Genomic DNA, 16,560 nt, shown 5'->3' on the forward strand with positions numbered 1-16,560 from the left:
CTTGCCCCTGTCAGCGCGTATCGCGCCGTTCAAGCGGGTCAGTAGCTGTGGTGTCCCGGCTCGTGACTCCTGCTTCCCACTGCGGTGGTGACTATCTGGTGGTGTCGGTTTGTCTGTACAGCCACGCCAGCGCCGTCCCGAGTACCGCTGTCGCCCCAGTCAGTGTCGTGAAGCCGGGTCCACTGGCGTCCGTCACAGGAGGCGTCCCCGTTGCTGTGTCCGCGCTCTCCGTCTCATCGGTAGTCGTTGCGCCGCTCGCCGCAGTACCCTCGTCTGTCTCGGTGCCGTCCGGCGTCGGCGTGTTACCGATAGCAGCGCCAGTTGAGTTTGCCGGCAGCGCCAGCGTTCGGGACTCGGTTGTGGCGGACTCAATAGCTGCGTCGGCGAACAACAGCTGTTTGTACTCGAAATTCTCGAACATCGCCAGCTGGTCGGCATAATGCTCGCCAGTGGTGCCGTCTGGTGCGACGTAGCCGTCGTTCCCGGGCGGGAGGATGTTCTCTGCCTCCGGGTCGTCACTGAGCCGGACGACGTGGTTCTCAGTTCCGCGGTTCATCAGCGCCGTGTTCCCCGCGGATGTGGCACCGATAGGCATCCCGAACAGCGCGAGATTGTCGAACTCATGGAGTGCTGCCTCACGACGCCAGGTCTTTGGGGCCCCGTCGTATTGCTCGGCGAGTTCGCCCACGGCCGTCCGGAACGCGCTGACCAGCGCGTCGGTAATATCTCCATCCGCGTACTCTGCCTGCGTCGTCAGTGCTGTCTCCGCCGGGTTGAGGACCCGCATCAGGGTGCCGCGACCGTAGTCGTAGCCGAGGAAGAACGATGCCGGGCCGTAGGCACTCCCGAACGTCTCGCTGAAAACCTCGTCCAGAATGTACGGGAACGTCGCATCCCAGATGGTGTACCCGGGAGAGTGGCGTCCCTCGTTGTCTTCGCCGTCGGCCTGTGCGAAGTGGTCCCACGAGGCCAGTTCGTCGCGTGCTTGCTGTTCGGTGTCGGAGAGGTCTACGTCCGCAAGCGCATCCAGCAGATGGTCTCTATACCGAATCGAACGCAGGTCGGTGAAGGAGATATCGTAGACGACAGTCTTCAGGAAGTCGTAATCAACTGTCCCCTCCTGTGCTAACCGCTGCTCAACTAGATTGATGATCCGTTGCACACGGTGGTCGGTCGACCACGAGTAGCTCAGGTCGCCGTTGTTCCACGCAGGCGCGGGTTTGTTGTTCCACTGTGCCGAGTACCCCGGATCGGGGTTGATTGCGTAGGGCACGTCACCGTCAGCCGCGCGCAGGTAGTCCGACGCCGTGAGTTCGTACTGTGTTCCATCGGCTGGCAACCGAGTGTCCCAGTCGACCGCTTCGCTGTCCGGGTACCGACCGAGATGGACATACGCGATGTCACCGTCTTTGTCGGCCCACATGAAGTTCAACGCATAGTCACACCGCTGGGCTGATTCCCGGAACTCCTCGGCGTCCGTCGCGAACTGACACTCATAGAAGGCCCGCCAGCAGTTCATATGCCGGCCGGCGTATGACTTCGTCTGTGCCAGTGCTTCCCCGTTGTCAGGGTCCCACTGGGTCACGACACCGTGGCGAGTGAACCGTTCAGTATACGTCACGTCCTCGCCGTCAGCGACGGTGATTGTCTGTTCGGCCGTTTCGACCTCGTACTCCTCGCCCTGAAAGGAGTACGTGTCCGGCCCCGACGAAGTGGTCGTGATCGACTCCGTGAACATCTGGATGCAGTTATCGATTCCGGCAGTCGAGGTCAGTGCCCCGTTGCGGTTGTGTCCGAACATGATGAAGGGATACCCCGCAACAGTGACACCGGCGATGTCGAAGTCCGGGCCGTGCAGGCTCGCCTCGTACATTATCGAGGGCGTGTTGAACCCCATCTGTGGCCCGCCCATCAGTAGCGCATCGCCGCTGGCCGTGATGTCACCCTGGACAGCGAGAGCGTTGCTGCCGTACTTGATCGGGAGGCCAAGCCTGTCGAGTCCGGACGCAATCGTTCGCATCCGCTCCATTTCGCCTTCGTGCATCCCTTCGGGGTCAGCTGGCGGCGTGTACTCCCCACCAGTCACCAGATTGCTCGGCAGCACAGACGAACCGCTTGCCCCACGTGTCACCCTGTCTGTCTCCTGTCCCTCAGTCACGTTGGGTGTTGGCTCCGCACCCACGTCGGTATAGGGAGGAGAGTAGATATCCGATGGCTGGACCGTCGAGGTCGGGCAACCGGGGTCGTCGCCCCATTGCAGGTCCTCGAATAGCTCCATCGCACGCTGTTCGCTACCAGTTTCCTGCGTGAGCGTGTCGAGAACTGTCGCACCGAGTGTTTCGAGCTGGAAGCCGCTGAAATACGCCATACTGGCGACGAACATCCCGGCAGCGTCCGTCGTGGTAAACTCCTCGGGCTCGAACCCGTGCTCCTGAAAGGCCTGATGGAATTGCAGTTCCTCGCTTTCACGGACTTCGGTAATGTATCGGTTGATACCATCTGTAAACGCCTGCAGGACCGCTCGCTGGTCCGCCGTCAACTGTTCAGCGGCCTGCTCGTCCAGTGACGGCTCGCCGGCGGTGTTGCGCCGCGCCTCGATATCGAACTGGACCCAGTCGGTGTCCTCGTCGCCCGCACCGAGGACCGCCGCGACAGTCCCGTGATAGTACCGCCGGTACAGTTCGAGCTGATAAAGCCGGTCTGCCGCCGTTGCGTATCCGAATCCGTAGAACGCCGGTGCGCGGCTGTCGGCGTCGCGGGCGTAAACATGTGGGACGCCATAGTCGTCTCGTCGTATCGTGACCGTGGCATCGTCTTCTTGCGCGTAGGCTAACTCCGTCTCGATGGCACCGATTCCAGCCATGCCGGTAACCGCAGCGCCTGTCTTCAGAAGCGTTCGTCGCGAGAGGTGCTGCCACGAGTGCTGGTGCTGTGCTGGCATCCCGTAGTCGACAGTCCGGATATTTAATAAATATTTGGGGACATTTCTGGGCGTGTCAATGAGATGCCTTTCCAGATGCGGTATCAGGGTCGGTCTGTCCCGGCCAATTCGCCCAGCACCCGCACTGAGTTCAACGGCCGCCCGCATTCACGGCCCAAGCATATAATTGGGAGCCTGCCGCAGTTCTCGCCATGTCTGTGGACCCGCCGATCCGTGTCGACCACATCGGGATCGCTGTCGAGCATATCGCCGACGCTGAGCCGTTCCTGTTCGCACTCGGCTGCCGGAAACTCGTCGAAGAGTCCGTCGAAGGGCGGTTTCGCTGGGCGCAGTACGACTTCAATCAAGACGCGTCGCGGCTCGAACTTATCGCACCCGAGGCACCGGACACGTTCCTCACGTCGTACCTCGACGACTACGGGCCGGGATTGCACCACATCACGCTCGAAGTGGCTGCTGTTGACGCGGTGAAAGCAGTACTGGAGCGCAACGGATACAGTGTCGTCGAATACCATGAATATCAGGACTGGACCGAGGCGTTTGTGCCACCATCGAACCCGACCGGAGCGCTCGTTCAGCTGTTCGAGTATCACGATAGTTACGACGCTGACCGGCCACCTGCCGAGAAGCTCTACGTCGATGGGAGCCGACTCGATGGCTGACATCTGCGACGGTTCGCTCTCGGGAAGCTGAGTCAAGCGGGAACAGCAGGAGCGACGCTATCAGTCGTCTCTTTCGTCGAGCTGGACCGTTTCCTCGACGATAAGCCGTGGGCCTGCGTCCAGATCGATAAACTCGGCCGCGTCAGCCTGAACCGTCTCGGCAAGGTCTGAATCGAACGCAGCGCTGAGTGCGTCCATGTCCTCGAAATACAGCTCCAGCACGCCGTCGTAGGCTGCACGCTCTGGGTCCGTTGGGACAGACGTCACGTAGCGTTGCAGCCCTGGCAGGTCCTTTGCTAACTCCGAGTGGTCGCCTTGCCATCGGTCGGCGAACTCCTCGTGAGTGTACCCATCTCTCCGGACGAGTAAGTCGACAATTTTTGTCATGCGTGCGCCAAGTCGTCAGGGATTGGCTTTTAGCTACCGATCCGATCTGGCTGTATTAGTTCAAGCTACTCGAACACAACACTTGTAAGCCAATTAAACATGTGTGTACGTATGGCAATCCCACCCGCTGTCAACAGGCCGGTCGGAACAATCGAGCGAGCAATCGAGATTATGGAGTATCTCAAGAGACACGACACGGCCACGGTGTCGGAGATGACAGAGCACCTCGGCTGTGCGAAGAGTACGACGCACAGATACATGAAGACACTCGCGGCCAATAGCCTCCTCGTCGAGGACGACAACGAGTATCAGCTCGGCATCCGCTTTCTGGACTACGGCGAAGTGGCACGGAACAAGTACCGTCTCTACGACGAGGCAAAGCCGAGAGTCGACGAACTCGCGGAGGAGACCGAGGAGAAAATCTGGTGTGCAGTCGAAGAGCACGGCCGCAGCGTCCACATCTACGGCGCTCAGGGCAAACACTCGGTACAGACGTACGCCCGGGTTGGCCATCGGAACTATCTCCACCAGCACGCTGCGGGGAAGGCCATACTGGCACACCTTCCGGATAGCCAGATCACAGAGACCATCGACAGGCATGGGTTGCCCGGCCGGACGCCACAGACCATCACCGACCGGGACGAACTCTGGGCGGAAATCGAGACCATCCGTGACCGCGGATACGCGTTCAATTTTCAGGAATCGGTGGAGGGACTGCACGCGGTCGGGGCCCCGATTACGGACGAAAACGACATCGCCATCGGGGCCATCAGTGTTTCCGGCCCGGCAAGCCGGCTTGAAGGGGCCATTCTCCGGGACGAACTGCCGACGCTGCTACTGGGCGTCGTCAACGAGATCGGGATCAATATGGCCCATCCGTGAGGTCAGCAGCAGGGTTCGAACGGAGCAACGGGAGGGGTTGGCATTGTGTGTCGCTGGGTATGGCTGTGACTGTGCGGGCGCCCCCGTTCCCGGGACAGCGCGGGCTCACTCGCTGGCCCACTCCGGCTCTCTGTCTTCGAGGAACGCGTCGATCCCCTCGTCCTTGTCGCCAGTTGCGAACAGCTGTGCGAACAGTTCGGCTTCGTACTCGATGCCGGCTTCGAGATCCATTCGGGAACTGGCACGGACGGCTTTCTTCGCCAGTTCGAGCGCCGCGGGGCTTTTCTCTGCAATCGACGCCGCTATCTCGTAGACCCGCTCATCGAAGACGTCGTCGTCGTGGACCTCGTCGACGAGGCCGATGTCGGCGGCCTCTGTTGCGTCGATGAGGTCGCCGGTAAGGATAAGCCGCATAGCGTGGCCTTCGCCAACCAGACGCGGCAGTCGCTGTGTCCCGCCGCCGCCGGGCATGATGCCGAGGTTGATTTCCGGCTGGCCGAACTTCGCGTCCGTATGCGCAATCCGGATATCAGCAGCCTGAATCAGCTCACAGCCGCCGCCGAGCGCGTGCCCGTTGATGCGGGCGATGACCGGCATCGGGCATTCGTCGACGTATTCGTAGACCCGGGGTCGCTTGCTCGCCTCCCGTTGCTCTAGCATATCCCGCTCGCGGAGTTCCGTCACGTCCGCACCCGCAACGAATGCGCCGGTGTCTGCCGCGCCAGTCAACACGACAGCACGGACATCGCTGTCCGGGATTGCGTCGAAGACCTGTTTGAACTCCGTCCGCAACTGGGTATTGAGCGCGTTTCGGGCCTCCGGCCGGCGTAACTCGACGGTGGCGACATTCTCGACGCGGTCACCGACGCTCACCGAAACCGTTTCACAGTCCGCCGCGGCGTCAGCGAGGTCCGTCATGCGTCCCCCCAGTCGCCGCTGGTACCGACGATGTCACCGTCCTCCCAGACGTAGAACCCCTCGCCGGATTTCTTGCCGAGTTTTCCGGCCCGGACCTTCCGTTTCAGGATCTGTGGCGGGCGGAACCGTTCGCCGAGTTCCGCACGCAGGTATTCGAGGATGTCGAGCCGGACGTCGAGACCGACGACATCGCCGAGTTCGATCGGTCCCATCGGGTGATTGTAGCCGAGTTCCATCGCGGTGTCGATGTCCCGCGGTGTTGCAACGCCCTCCTGCACCATCCGCATCGCTTCGACGCCCAGAGAGACACCAAGCCGAGAGGAGGCAAAGCCCGGTGCGTCAGCCACCTCCACCGGTGTCTTGTCGATCCCGTTCACGAACTCCCGGGCACGCGAAACGGTCTCGGCGCTCGTCTGTTCCGCGACGACGATCTCGACGAGTGCCATGATATGTACAGGATTGAAGAAGTGGAGGCCGATAGCTCGTTCCGGATAGTCGAGGACACTCGCTATCTCAGTCAGTGACAGCGAGGAGGTGTTTGACGCGATAAGCGTCGCCGGGTCGACGTGGGATTCGACCTCGGTGAGCGTCTCGTGTTTGATATCCATGTCTTCGGGGACTGCTTCCACGACGAGGTCTGCGCCGGTCACAGCCTCCTCGAGCGATGTTGTCCCCGTGAGACGGTCCAGTGCTGCTTCGGCCGTCGGCTCTGACACTTTCTCCCGGGCGATACCCTCTTCGAGATTCGACTCGATGGCGGCCAGGCCGTCATCAACGATATCTGCCTCGATATCGCGGAGAAAGACGTCGTGACTAGCCATTGCCGACACTTGAGCGATACCGTGGCCCATGGTACCGGCGCCTAGAATAGCTACGTGCATCATTTCTCAGCACAGTAGCGAGGGGTAAAAACGTTGCCTGCGTCCCGCCGCAGTGTGGCCTGCATTTAATATAGCGGCCACGGTAAGAGTCGGTGAGGATGACTGGTTCCGACTCGCAAGCCGTCGTAGTCGATGCTGTACGAACGCCACAGGTGCCGAAGGATGGCGCGCTGGCCGGGACACACCCCGAAGACCTCGTCACCACCGTGCTTGCTGCACTCGTCGACCGGACCGGTGTTCCGGCTGTCGAGTGGGACGACTTCCGACTCGGGTGTGCAAATCAGGAGGGAGAGCAGGGACGAAACCTCGCCCGGCAGTCGATACTCGCCGGCGGGTTTCCGGAAACAGTGCCCGGAGCGACAACGACCCGCCTGTGTGGCTCGTCACTGACAACGCTCGTCGACGCCGCTCGTGCCATCGAGGCGGGCGACGGTGCGGTGTATCCAGTCGCCGGCGTCGAACACATGAGCACCGTCCCCTTCTCTGACTGGCTGCATCCCGCTATCGAGCGGCGGTACGACCCCGACAGGCTGCCGATGGGACAGACGGCCGAAACCATCGCACGAAACCACGATATCAGCCGAAAATCTCAGGACGAGTTTGCGCTGCGGTCACACAAGCGGGCGGTCGCTGCGATGGAAGGCGGCCGCTTCGATGCAGAGACCGTGCCCGTTCACACCGACGAGGCAGCGATAGCGACCGACAAGACACCACGGGCAGACACGTCAGTCGAGCAGTTGAGCGAACTCCCGACTGTGTTTCGCGACGACGAGGCGGCGACGGTTACGCCGGGGAACGCGTCACCGCTGACCGACGGGGCCGCTGGGATGCTCGTCACCTCGGCAGCGTACGCAGACCAGCACGATCTCGATGTCCTCGCCCGGGTGGAGACGCGGGCCGTCGCCGGTGTCGACCCGCTAGTCATGGGACGGGGGCCGATTCCGGCGACACGTGCTGCACTGGACGACGCCGACCTGACAATCGACGATATCGACCTTGTGGAACTCAACGAGGCGTTTGCAGCCCAGAGCCTCCACTGCAAACGCGAACTGGGGATTCCGACCGAACGGCTCAACGTCAACGGCGGGGCTATCGCGTTAGGGCATCCGCTTGGCTGTTCGGGGGCACGAATCACGACGACGTTACTGCATGAGATGCAACGGCAAGACGCGACGCACGGACTGGCGACGATGTGTGTCGGGTTTGGTCAGGGTGTCGCGGTTGTGTTCGAGCGTCCCTGATACTGGCGGCTATCGGCGCTGACTGGCGACCTGTGCCTTGAAGCCGTATCTGATGACGCCTTCCTGGGTGTAGATGCGCCGCGTCGTCAGCACGACAGGGGTGCCGATTGTGACTTCCGCCCCCGCCTGAAGCACCTGTGCAGGGACACTCACGGTCTGTGCACCCGACGGGCTGTCGAGCGCGACGATAGCGCTATCGAACTGGCCGCTCTTGGACTGCTGAGCGACGAACTCCGGCGGGGCACCGCCCTGTTCGATGGTCGTTACTGCCTCGACTGTCCCTGTTCCGGGCAGTTCGACAGCCTCGAAATCACCGGTGCGCTCGTGACAGTCCGTACAGGCCCCGGTCGGCGGGAAGTTCAACGCACCACACGCAGAACACCGGCCGGCGACGAGTCGGTGGCGTTGTGGGATCGTCCGTTGCCAGGACGGGACGCTAACGTAGGCTCCGCCGCCCTCGGGTTCGTCGCGTGTAATCTCGCCGCGCCGCCGGAGGTACTCGGCGTAGGACAGGGAGGCAGTCCCATCCAGTGCAGTTTCGACCGGAACGGGACCAGCAACGGCGAACAGCGTCGCACTCGCGCCGCTTCCGTACGCTGCGATCAGCACGCGCTCGGCGTCGTCCGCAAATGCTGTTGCGGCCCCGAGAAACGCACTGGCAGCGCCGGTGTCCCCGAGCGTACTGACTGTGTCCGCGGCGGCGATTGTCTCTGCGTCGACCCCGAGCGCACCAGTCGCCCGATAGGGGAGTTTGCCGTCCGGAGACTGGACCGCTGCTGCATCAACTGTATCCATCGACACGTCCAGTCTATTCGCCGCACTGGAAAGCGTGGTCGTGAACGCGTCGCGGTCGTACTGCGTAACGCCCAGACCGGTCGTCCGGTCGTCGCCGCCCGTTCTGAAGCGCGTTCCGGGATAAGCCGCCGTATGTGACGCTCGCTCAATGACGCTTCCGGGACCGTCCTCGTCAACAACGAGCGCAACACTGCCGGCACCGGCGGCGTGTTCGACCTCGCTGTCAGGGTCGCCCTGCGGACAGTCGCTGATGATGACGAGGCCGATACCGTCCCCGAACGGCCCGCCGTCCATGGTTGCGTCCAGCGCCTGCGCACCGGCGTGCGTGGAGCCGGTCATGGTCTGCGTCTTTGCGCTGTCTGGGACGGTGAGAATACTGCAGAGTCGCGCCGCGAGGTCCTCTTCCGCCATCGGCGGTGTCGTTGTCGCGAAGGCCAAGTGCGCGACATCCGTGCCGGACGCGTCGGCGGCAGTGAGCGCACGGCGGGCTGCTTCGACACCCATCGTGACCGCGTCCTCGTCGGCGTCGGGAACCGCCTTCTCGTCGATCCCCGCTGCATCGAATCGGCCCCAGGCGGCTTCGAACTCCGCGGCGTCGATCCGTAGCCGAGGTGCGTACGCACCGATGGCCGCGAGCCCTGAGACAGTCATCGTGCAGCCTCCCGTTCGAGGATATGGACAACTGCGCTGCCCCCGCTTCCACCCACGTTATGAGTCAGCCCGTACTTCGGGGCAGCTAGCTGCCGGTCTGCGGCGCTGCCGGTGAGCTGTTTGAACGCCTCGACGACCTGTCCGGCACCGGTTGCGCCGATAGGGTGGCCCTTCGATTTCAGACCGCCGGAGAGATTGACCGGTATCGCTCCGTCAGCGTCGGTCGTTCCCGCGTCGAGCAACTGCGGTGCCTCGCCACGGTCACAGAACCCGAGGTCCTCGTATGCAAGCAGTTCTGCGATTGTAAAGCAGTCGTGGACCTCCGCGAAATCGAGGTCCGCAGGGCTGACTCCGGCACGGTTGTATGCTGTGTCCGCGGCCTTCTTCGACGCGGAAATGCCGGTGTAGCTGTCTCGCTGGAAGAGACCGACCCGGTCGCTGGCCGCCCCGACTCCAGCGACCCGGACCGGCTTGTCAGTGTACTGCTCGACGACATCCTCACTGGCGACGAGCGCGACCGCTGCGCCGTCAGAGGTCGGACAGCAGTGATAGAGGTTCAGCGGGTCTGCAACAACCGGGGCGTCGACGGCGTCTTCGAGGGAACACTCGAAGCCAAGGTGGGCCTTCGGGTTCTTCGCGCCGTTCCGGTGATTCTTGACTGCCACCATTGAAAGGTGTTCCTCGCTGGCCCCGTACTCTCGTAGATACGCGCTTGCCATCTGTGCGTAGACGCCGGAGAACGTCGTCCCGGTCAGCCGTTCCCACTCTGTTTCGCCGGAAACGCCGAGCCAGTACTTCGTCACGTCGCTACTCATATCCGTCATGACTTCGACGCCGCCAGCCAGCGCCACGTCGGCCATCCCGCTTTTGACCGCCTGAATTGCCTGTCGGACGGCATAGCCCGACGCGGCACAGGCGTTTTCAACGCGTACGCTGGGGACGCCGTGCAGCCCAGCGTGTTCGGTTGCTGCCGGGCCAGAGAGACCGAGTTGTCGACCGCCCACGCCGAGTGAGCCGACGACCGCTTCGTCTATTGCATCCGTGTCGATACCGTGGTCGACACTGTCGATGGCTTCGCTGACTGCGTGGTCGAACAGTGATCTGTAGCTCTCTTCGGGCATCGAGCCAAACGGCGTTTGCCCTGCGCCGATGAGATACGCGTCCCGCATACATGGAACTCTGAGGGTACTGAAAAATAGCTTTGCATCACTCGTCGAGAGTCACACACCACGCACGCTATTGGCAGCGGAGTGACCAATCCCAAACCATTTTATCACTCTTACCCCATTCTGTCACTGAAGATGGTGTACAAGCCACTGGAGGCGTCTGACCGTACAGAGCTGCGTGCGTTGCAAACTGACCGATTGAAAGAGACTGTCACACACGCCTATGAAAACGTCCCGTTTTACCGGGAAAAGCTCGATGAGGCGGGCGTCTCGCCCGAAGACATCCAGAGTATCGACGACATCACGAAGTTGCCGATGACGACGAAAGAGGATTTCCGCGACGAGTACCCCGACGGGCTCTTCGCCGTAGACGACGCGGACGTTGCACGTATCCACGCGTCGTCCGGGACGACCGGCAAACCCAAAATCGTCTCGTACACGGACGACGACCTCGACACCTGGAGCGAAGTCGTCGCACGGTCGTTGGCTGCGAGCGGGACCGAAGCAGGGGACACCGTCCAGAACGCCTACGGCTACGGATTGTTCACCGGCGGACTGGGGCTCCACTACGGAACTGAGGAACTGGGGGCCTCGGTTATTCCGATCGGGAGCGGCCAGACACAGCGACAGGTCGAGTTGATGACCGACCTGGAGAGCGATGTGTTCGCCTGCACCCCGTCGTATGCCCTCTATCTCGCCGAGACGGCCGAAGAGATGGGTCACGACCCCAGAGAGCTACCGATCTCGACGATTATCTTCGGAGCGGAACCGTGTACAGACCCGATGCGGGAGGAAATCGAGGCGCGGCTGGGCGTCGATGGCATCGATATTTATGGACTGTCCGAGATCATCGGTCCCGGCGTCTCGTGTGAATGCCACGAAGCGCAGGACGGGCTTCACATCTGGGAGGACCATTTCTACCCGGAGGTCATCGACCCACACACGAAAGAGCCGGTCGAGGAAGGCGAAGAGGGGGAACTCGTTCTCACAACGCTCACCAAGGAGGCGTTGCCGGTCTTCCGGTACCGGACCGGTGACCTCACGACGCTGAACTACGACGAGTGTGCGTGCGGCCGGACGATGGTACGGATGGACAACGTCACTGGCCGGACCGATGACCTCCTCATCATCCGTGGCGTCAACCTCTACCCTAGCGAAATCGAACACGCAGTACTAGATATCGACGGCGTCGCCCCGCACTACCGAATCGACCTCTACGAGGAGGACAACCTCGACGTGCTTGAACTCACCATCGAACGGACTGCGGAGCAGGGGCCGGGCGACAAAGCGCTGGAAGATGAAATCATCGAACGTCTGGAAAACGTGCTCGCGTTCACCCCGGACGAACTCGAACTTGTCGCGCCCGGTAGCATCGAACGAACGCAGGTCGGGAAGGTGAAACGCGTTTACGACCACCGTGACTGACTGTCAGGGCCGGTAGACTCGGCCGCGAAACGTCGCGATACGCTCGCCATCCTGTGCGGTCACCGTCACCTCGTACTCCGCGGTGCTGTCCGCAAGATGTGTCTCTTCAGCGACCGCAGACAGCGTCTCACCGGTGTCGATGGCGTCTAAATACGAGATGTTCGTCTCCAGGGCAACCGCAACCTCGCCGTGAGAGTTCGACGCCGCAGCGAACGCTGCATCGGCGAGTGAGTAAATCGCCCCGCCGTGGGGTGTCCCATGAAAGTTCAGCAAGTCCTCAGTAATCGTCAACTCAGTCCGGGCGAACCCCGAATCGAGTTCGACCAGGTCGATGCCAAGGGTTTCACAGTACGCGTCCGATTCGATACGCTCTCTGACTTCGTCAGCGACGCCGGACATACAGCCTGTGGTTCCATCAGGAATAACAAATATATACCGGTCACTGCTGGTGCTGTCAGCGGAGCGTAAAAATATAAATGGCTGCTATCAGATGACAAACTATGGCGTACAGCTACGAGCCACACCACTTCGAGGACTTCGAAGAGGGGCAGGAGTTTATCAGTGTCGGCCGGACGGTTACCGAGTCCGATTTCGTCATGCACTCTGCCCTGTCAGGAGACTGGACTGAACTGCATACGAACAAGGAATACGCGGAACAACAGGAGTTCGGTGAGCGGATCGCACACGGTCCGATGACGTTCGTGCAGGCGACTGGCTTCGTCTACCGGACGGGCATCGTCGAACGGACCGCGTTCGCGTTTCTCGGAATGAACTACATGGACCTCCCGAACCCGGTCCATATCGGCGATACACTCCAACTGGAGATTGTCGTTGACAACACCAAGGAGGTCGGGCGCGACGACGCCGGGTTAGTCGTTCTCGACACCGAAATGGAAAATCAGGACGGGACCGTCGTCTTCGAGGGCGATATGAAGTTCCTGATAAAGAAACGCGAGTAAATCCACTGACGCGTCCGAAAGCTGCAGCTGTAGCGGATAGCACCGCAATGTTGCGGCTTGAAAGCCGCAAACTGCGCTCTCGTCAGCCAAACATTAATAATCAATAATAACAACTAAGACGCCGCGCACTCCCACTCTTATTGCAATGGAGTACACCGGTCCGACAGACCTGTATATCGGTGGCGAATGGCGAGAAGCGACCAACGGCGACAAGATTGAGACGGAGGACCCAGCAACTGAACAGACCTACGCATCGGTACAGCAGGCCGAGGCGGCCGATATCGACGATGCAGTACAGGCGGCACGGGCAGCCGTCGCAGACGGTTCCGAGTGGGCGACGATGGACCCGGGAACGCGTCGGGAGAAGCTCCATGCGATGGCCGACGCCATCGAGGCGATGAAAGACGAGCTCTCCATGGTTGAATCCCACGACAACGGGAAAACCCCCTTCGAAGCCGGGCTGGAAATCGACATGGTCGTCGATACGTTCCGCCATTACGCCGGGTGGACGGACAAGATACGCGGCGACGAGATTCCCGTCGAGAACGGCCGGCTCAACTACACTACCCGTGAACCAGTCGGCGTGACGGCACACATCGCGCCGTGGAACTATCCCTTCCAGCTCGCCGGCCGCGGACTAGCACCGGCGCTGGCGGCGGGAAACAGCGTTATCCTCAAGCCATCTGCTATGACGCCGCTTTCGGCGCTGTACTATGCGAAAGCCGCCGAAAAAGCGGGCCTGCCTGACGGCGTCGTCAACGTCGTTCCAGGGAAGGGGTCAGAGGCCGGCGACGCCCTCACCGGGCACGAGGGCGTCGATCACGTTACCTTCACCGGGAGTACTGGCGTCGGAAAGACGGTCCAGCGTACTGCTGCGGATGCGGTCGCCGATGTGACGCTCGAACTCGGCGGAAAGGGTCCGGCAGTCGTGTTCCCCGACGCTGACCTCGATACCGCCGCCCGCGGCATCCAGTACGGAATCTTCATGAACGCCGGACAGATGTGCTGGGCGAACTCACGTATTGTCGTCCACGAAGACGTCTACGACGAGATGGTCTCCCGGATGGCTGAGATCGCCGAAAACATCCCGCTCGGCGGCGGTATCGACGACGATGGACAGATGGGACCAGTCGTCAGCGCGGGCCAGCAACAGGAGATCCTCGACTATATCGAGACCGGGAAAGAAGAGGGGGCGACTGTCGCGGCCGGCGGTGGCGTCCCTGCTGACAGAGACACCGGTCACTTCGTCGAGCCGACAGTCTTTGCCGACGTGGACAACGAGATGACGATTGCACAGGAGGAAATCTTCGGTCCCGTGCTTACCGCAATCGAAGTGAGCGACGAGGAAGAAGCGATTGCGGTCGCAAACGACTCACCGTTTGGCCTCACCGCCTGTGTCTGGACGAACGACCTGACTCGCGCTCACACCGTCACAGACAGACTGGACTACGGGATGGTGATGGTCAACGAGACGCCCAACACGTGGCCACAGACGCCCTTCGGCGGCACGAAACAGAGTGGCCACGGCCGCGCACAGGGCGAGCAGGCCATCGAGGCCTACACCGAGGTGAAAAACGTCCACATCAACCTCGGCTGAGGGTCAAGTCGGCGGCAGACTCCAGCCACCGTCATCATTGGCACCACCGTTCTGTTTCGCAGTATCAAACTACGAAGGTAATACTCGCAAGTAATAGCGGCTTACTCGAACTTCTTGAACTGCTGGAGGCACTCGTTACAGTAATGAATCGACTGACAGCGAGACGGTCCGCGTGGATGTTTTCGCTCAGTGTCAGTTGAGCTGCAGTACGGGCACTCAGCGCCCGTCTGTTCGCCGCTGGTCGTGACGCTGGGGTCGGGCTCGCTCATCCGTCGAAACTCATTCCGAAGTCCCGAAGCGCTTCTTTGCCCTGTTCGGTGACCAAGTCAATCGACCAGTCCGGGGCCCAGACCAGTCGGACCGACGCGGTCTCGATTCCGTCGACACTCTCGGCGGCTTCTTCGACCTCATCAAGGATGATCTCGCGTGCCGGACAGCCGCTGTATGTGAGTGTCATGTCGACCGTGACAGCACCATCGGACACGTCAAGCCCATATATGAGGCCCAGATCGACGATGCTGACCGGCATCTCCGGGTCCTCGACCTGATACAGGGCCGCCCACACGTCGCGTTCGATGCCGTCGGCGTCCTCGCCTGTGGCCGGCACGTCGTCCGCTGCGTGGTCTTTGGTCTCGTAGTCGGTGTACGAACACGCGGTGGCGTCAGCGTCCGCGCGTGGCCGGTCGTAGTCGCTACTCATCGTCGGCCGCCATTATCAGCGTCGCTTTGTCGCGTCCCAGATTCCGGTAGCTGGACGTCATCTGTTCGTGCAGGTCGTGCCAGTGGTCAGTGTGTTCGTTGTCCCGGCCCGTCGGCGTTGCGGGGGCGGTATCGGTCGGCACGTCGAACCCCAGTTCGGTCAGGAACGATTCGACGCGGGTCTCCCACTCGGTGCGCATCTCGTCGAGAGTCATCGTTCGGATGCCCAGCCGTTCGATGTCGGCTTCCACGTCACCGACGGGTTCGAACAGCGTGAGGGCGTACGGATAGAGGTCATCGATAGCCGCCTGAACGCGTTCGCTGGCTTCCTCGTCCAGTGCCATCCGGTTCAGCCAGCTTTCGGCGTGTTCGAGATGATAGCCTTCCTCGCCCTGAATGCGGCTCGTTCGGTTCCGGATTGTCTCGTACGATGAGTCCTCAAGCGCAGAGAGGCGGATATCCTCGGCCGCATCGTAGAGGTACGCTCTGACGATGGCGCCGGCCCAGTCGCCTTCCGCAAACGGCAGCTCGACGAGCGTACTGTGCTGGAAGTCGCTGGGGTCGCTCTCGTAAATGAGCGATTCCTCGGAGTAGCCGAGTTGCTGCACTGCATCATACCACAGTCGTGCGTGACCCAGTTCGTCCTGCGCGTTGTTCGAAATCGAAAGGTCCGATTCCAGTGTCGGCGCACGCACCTGCCAGAACGTGTAGCGTTCGGCCTGAATCAGCTCGTCGTCAGCAAGCCGGAGTAGCTGTGCCTCGACTGCACGCTGTTCGTCCTCGGACAGGTCAGCTGGACCGCCGAGGTCGGATTCCGTTGTTGCCATTAGATCTCACCTCGCTGTTTCTCCGCTTCTATCTGCTCAGTCTCGGAGGCTTTGACCTCCTCAGCGGCCGGATCGACGTTGTACGTCTGTGCAAACCGGTAGGACTTGTTGGTCGTCCCGCCGAAGCTCACGTCGTCCTCGGTGACTTCGCCGATGTACTGGTGCTGGACGACCCAGAGACTGTTCGGGTCGTCGTCAGTGAACGCCGCAATCGCCGCCTGTTCTGCGTCGGCGGCGCTGGCAGCTTCGACATCACCACAGTGCGTGTGATACCCACCAGGCTTGTCCTGCCGGAAGACGGCCCACGGTTTCTCGGCGCTGTCCTCGGTCTCGCCATGGCTCTCCACCCCAGAGTCGACCTGCGTGATTTTCTCCTGCGGGGCAACCCAGAGCGCGTGGGTTGGTTTCCGGCGTCCGTGCTGGATGACGGCGAACTGCTTTGCCATCTCTCGGTCGGGTGCGTGGACATCTCGGCAGTGAACGAACGCCGCGTCCGGACTCTGTTGTCGGAATACTTCCCAGATCATTG

The 16,560-nt window shown here is 61.6% G+C and carries 17 protein-coding genes and 1 pseudogene; 6 read left to right on the forward strand and 12 right to left on the reverse strand.

Going from position 1 to position 16,560, the window contains the following annotated elements; translation table 11 throughout:
* Nucleotides 1-91: 91 nt before the first annotated feature.
* Complete coding sequence (locus DVK00_RS13950) at nt 92-2,941, reverse strand: penicillin acylase family protein (protein WP_121577878.1); 2,850 nt, start codon at nt 2,939-2,941, stop codon at nt 92-94.
* Nucleotides 2,942-3,132: 191 nt separating this feature from the next.
* Here DVK00_RS13950 and DVK00_RS13955 point away from each other — a divergent pair, with 191 nt between their 5' ends.
* Nucleotides 3,133-3,603, forward strand: coding sequence for a VOC family protein (locus DVK00_RS13955; RefSeq protein WP_101351510.1), 471 nt, complete (start codon nt 3,133-3,135; stop codon nt 3,601-3,603).
* A 60-nt stretch (nt 3,604-3,663) separates the two neighbouring features.
* Here DVK00_RS13955 and DVK00_RS13960 read toward each other — a convergent pair whose 3' ends face one another.
* Nucleotides 3,664-3,990, reverse strand: coding sequence for an EthD domain-containing protein (locus DVK00_RS13960; RefSeq protein ID WP_101351511.1), 327 nt, complete (start codon nt 3,988-3,990; stop codon nt 3,664-3,666).
* 111 nt (nt 3,991-4,101) lie between these two features.
* On the opposite strand from DVK00_RS13960, the gene DVK00_RS13965 reads away from it, so the two are divergent.
* A complete protein-coding gene (locus tag DVK00_RS13965; protein ID WP_101351512.1) occupies nt 4,102-4,872 on the forward strand; it encodes an IclR family transcriptional regulator in 771 nt (256 codons plus the stop codon).
* A 105-nt stretch (nt 4,873-4,977) separates the two neighbouring features.
* Here DVK00_RS13965 and DVK00_RS13970 read toward each other — a convergent pair whose 3' ends face one another.
* Together DVK00_RS13970 and DVK00_RS13975 are read right to left on the reverse strand one after the other, a co-directional pair.
* On the reverse strand, nt 4,978-5,790 hold the full coding sequence (locus DVK00_RS13970; RefSeq protein ID WP_121537149.1) for an enoyl-CoA hydratase/isomerase family protein: 813 nt from the start codon (nt 5,788-5,790) through the stop codon (nt 4,978-4,980).
* The gene (locus DVK00_RS13975; protein WP_121577879.1) at nt 5,787-6,671 is read right to left on the reverse strand and encodes a 3-hydroxyacyl-CoA dehydrogenase family protein; all 885 of its coding nucleotides are present in this window, start codon (nt 6,669-6,671) and stop codon (nt 5,787-5,789) included. Before DVK00_RS13975 ends, DVK00_RS13970 begins: the two co-directional genes overlap by 4 nt.
* Nucleotides 6,672-6,769: 98 nt before the next feature.
* On the opposite strand from DVK00_RS13975, the gene DVK00_RS13980 reads away from it, so the two are divergent.
* Nucleotides 6,770-7,912 (forward strand): thiolase family protein, encoded by a 1,143-nt coding sequence (locus DVK00_RS13980; protein ID WP_121577880.1) that lies wholly within the window; start codon nt 6,770-6,772, stop codon nt 7,910-7,912.
* Between the two features lie 9 nt (nt 7,913-7,921).
* Here DVK00_RS13980 and DVK00_RS13985 read toward each other — a convergent pair whose 3' ends face one another.
* Complete coding sequence (locus DVK00_RS13985; RefSeq protein WP_121577881.1) at nt 7,922-9,358, reverse strand: zinc ribbon domain-containing protein; 1,437 nt, start codon at nt 9,356-9,358, stop codon at nt 7,922-7,924.
* The gene (locus DVK00_RS13990; RefSeq protein WP_101351516.1) at nt 9,355-10,527 is read right to left on the reverse strand and encodes a thiolase domain-containing protein; all 1,173 of its coding nucleotides are present in this window, start codon (nt 10,525-10,527) and stop codon (nt 9,355-9,357) included. Before DVK00_RS13990 ends, DVK00_RS13985 begins: the two co-directional genes overlap by 4 nt.
* A 132-nt stretch (nt 10,528-10,659) precedes the next feature.
* Here DVK00_RS13990 and paaK point away from each other — a divergent pair, with 132 nt between their 5' ends.
* Complete coding sequence (gene paaK, locus DVK00_RS13995; protein ID WP_121537155.1) at nt 10,660-11,949, forward strand: phenylacetate--CoA ligase PaaK; 1,290 nt, start codon at nt 10,660-10,662, stop codon at nt 11,947-11,949.
* Nucleotides 11,950-11,952: 3 nt separating this feature from the next.
* Here the strand turns inward: paaK and paaI are convergent, their stop codons facing one another.
* On the reverse strand, nt 11,953-12,348 hold the full coding sequence (gene paaI / locus DVK00_RS14000; protein ID WP_101351518.1) for a hydroxyphenylacetyl-CoA thioesterase PaaI: 396 nt from the start codon (nt 12,346-12,348) through the stop codon (nt 11,953-11,955).
* A gap of 101 nt (nt 12,349-12,449) precedes the next feature.
* Between paaI and DVK00_RS14005 the strand changes: the two genes are divergently transcribed.
* Together DVK00_RS14005 and DVK00_RS14010 are read left to right on the forward strand one after the other, a co-directional pair.
* Nucleotides 12,450-12,908: a MaoC/PaaZ C-terminal domain-containing protein gene (locus DVK00_RS14005; RefSeq protein ID WP_053967752.1), complete on the forward strand. Its 459-nt coding sequence runs from the start codon at nt 12,450-12,452 to the stop codon at nt 12,906-12,908.
* A 145-nt stretch (nt 12,909-13,053) separates the two neighbouring features.
* Nucleotides 13,054-14,505 (forward strand): aldehyde dehydrogenase, encoded by a 1,452-nt coding sequence (locus DVK00_RS14010; RefSeq protein ID WP_121577882.1) that lies wholly within the window; start codon nt 13,054-13,056, stop codon nt 14,503-14,505.
* 101 nt (nt 14,506-14,606) lie between these two features.
* Here DVK00_RS14010 and paaE read toward each other — a convergent pair whose 3' ends face one another.
* From paaE to DVK00_RS22460, 5 genes and pseudogenes are all read right to left on the reverse strand, one after another.
* Nucleotides 14,607-14,774 carry a 1,2-phenylacetyl-CoA epoxidase subunit PaaE gene (gene paaE / locus DVK00_RS22370; RefSeq protein WP_304999832.1) on the reverse strand — a complete coding sequence of 56 codons (168 nt, stop codon included), beginning with the start codon at nt 14,772-14,774 and terminating at the stop codon, nt 14,607-14,609.
* Entirely contained in the window at nt 14,771-15,205 is a 435-nt protein-coding gene (gene paaD, locus DVK00_RS14015) for a 1,2-phenylacetyl-CoA epoxidase subunit PaaD (protein ID WP_014030898.1), read from the reverse strand. Before paaD ends, paaE begins: the two co-directional genes overlap by 4 nt.
* Nucleotides 15,198-16,031 carry a 1,2-phenylacetyl-CoA epoxidase subunit PaaC gene (gene paaC, locus DVK00_RS14020; RefSeq protein WP_121577883.1) on the reverse strand — a complete coding sequence of 278 codons (834 nt, stop codon included), beginning with the start codon at nt 16,029-16,031 and terminating at the stop codon, nt 15,198-15,200. The genes paaD and paaC overlap by 8 nt, the downstream gene beginning before the upstream one ends.
* A complete protein-coding gene (locus DVK00_RS14025) occupies nt 16,031-16,378 on the reverse strand; it encodes a phenylacetic acid degradation protein PaaB (RefSeq protein ID WP_394345573.1) in 348 nt (115 codons plus the stop codon). Before DVK00_RS14025 ends, paaC begins: the two co-directional genes overlap by 1 nt.
* A gap of 6 nt (nt 16,379-16,384) precedes the next feature.
* Nucleotides 16,385-16,558 (reverse strand): annotated as a pseudogene (locus tag DVK00_RS22460) (PacF protein); the annotation flags it as partial.
* Nucleotides 16,559-16,560: the final 2 nt, after the last annotated feature.

Origin of the sequence: Haloarcula sp. Atlit-47R (genome assembly GCF_003665985.1) — an archaeon.
Lineage (GTDB): Archaea > Halobacteriota > Halobacteria > Halobacteriales > Haloarculaceae > Haloarcula > Haloarcula taiwanensis.

Coding starts and splice junctions, on each gene's coding strand:
- DVK00_RS13950 (WP_121577878.1), bottom strand. CDS start 2,941: ATGCCAGCACAGCACCAGCACTCGTGGCAGCACCTCTCGCGACGAACG.
- DVK00_RS13955 (WP_101351510.1), top strand. CDS start 3,133: ATGTCTGTGGACCCGCCGATCCGTGTCGACCACATCGGGATCGCTGTC.
- DVK00_RS13960 (WP_101351511.1), bottom strand. CDS start 3,990: ATGACAAAAATTGTCGACTTACTCGTCCGGAGAGATGGGTACACTCAC.
- DVK00_RS13965 (WP_101351512.1), top strand. CDS start 4,102: ATGGCAATCCCACCCGCTGTCAACAGGCCGGTCGGAACAATCGAGCGA.
- DVK00_RS13970 (WP_121537149.1), bottom strand. CDS start 5,790: ATGACGGACCTCGCTGACGCCGCGGCGGACTGTGAAACGGTTTCGGTG.
- DVK00_RS13975 (WP_121577879.1), bottom strand. CDS start 6,671: ATGCACGTAGCTATTCTAGGCGCCGGTACCATGGGCCACGGTATCGCT.
- DVK00_RS13980 (WP_121577880.1), top strand. CDS start 6,770: ATGACTGGTTCCGACTCGCAAGCCGTCGTAGTCGATGCTGTACGAACG.
- DVK00_RS13985 (WP_121577881.1), bottom strand. CDS start 9,358: ATGACTGTCTCAGGGCTCGCGGCCATCGGTGCGTACGCACCTCGGCTA.
- DVK00_RS13990 (WP_101351516.1), bottom strand. CDS start 10,527: ATGCGGGACGCGTATCTCATCGGCGCAGGGCAAACGCCGTTTGGCTCG.
- paaK (WP_121537155.1), top strand. CDS start 10,660: ATGGTGTACAAGCCACTGGAGGCGTCTGACCGTACAGAGCTGCGTGCG.
- paaI (WP_101351518.1), bottom strand. CDS start 12,348: ATGTCCGGCGTCGCTGACGAAGTCAGAGAGCGTATCGAATCGGACGCG.
- DVK00_RS14005 (WP_053967752.1), top strand. CDS start 12,450: ATGGCGTACAGCTACGAGCCACACCACTTCGAGGACTTCGAAGAGGGG.
- DVK00_RS14010 (WP_121577882.1), top strand. CDS start 13,054: ATGGAGTACACCGGTCCGACAGACCTGTATATCGGTGGCGAATGGCGA.
- paaE (WP_304999832.1), bottom strand. CDS start 14,774: ATGAGCGAGCCCGACCCCAGCGTCACGACCAGCGGCGAACAGACGGGC.
- paaD (WP_014030898.1), bottom strand. CDS start 15,205: ATGAGTAGCGACTACGACCGGCCACGCGCGGACGCTGACGCCACCGCG.
- paaC (WP_121577883.1), bottom strand. CDS start 16,031: ATGGCAACAACGGAATCCGACCTCGGCGGTCCAGCTGACCTGTCCGAG.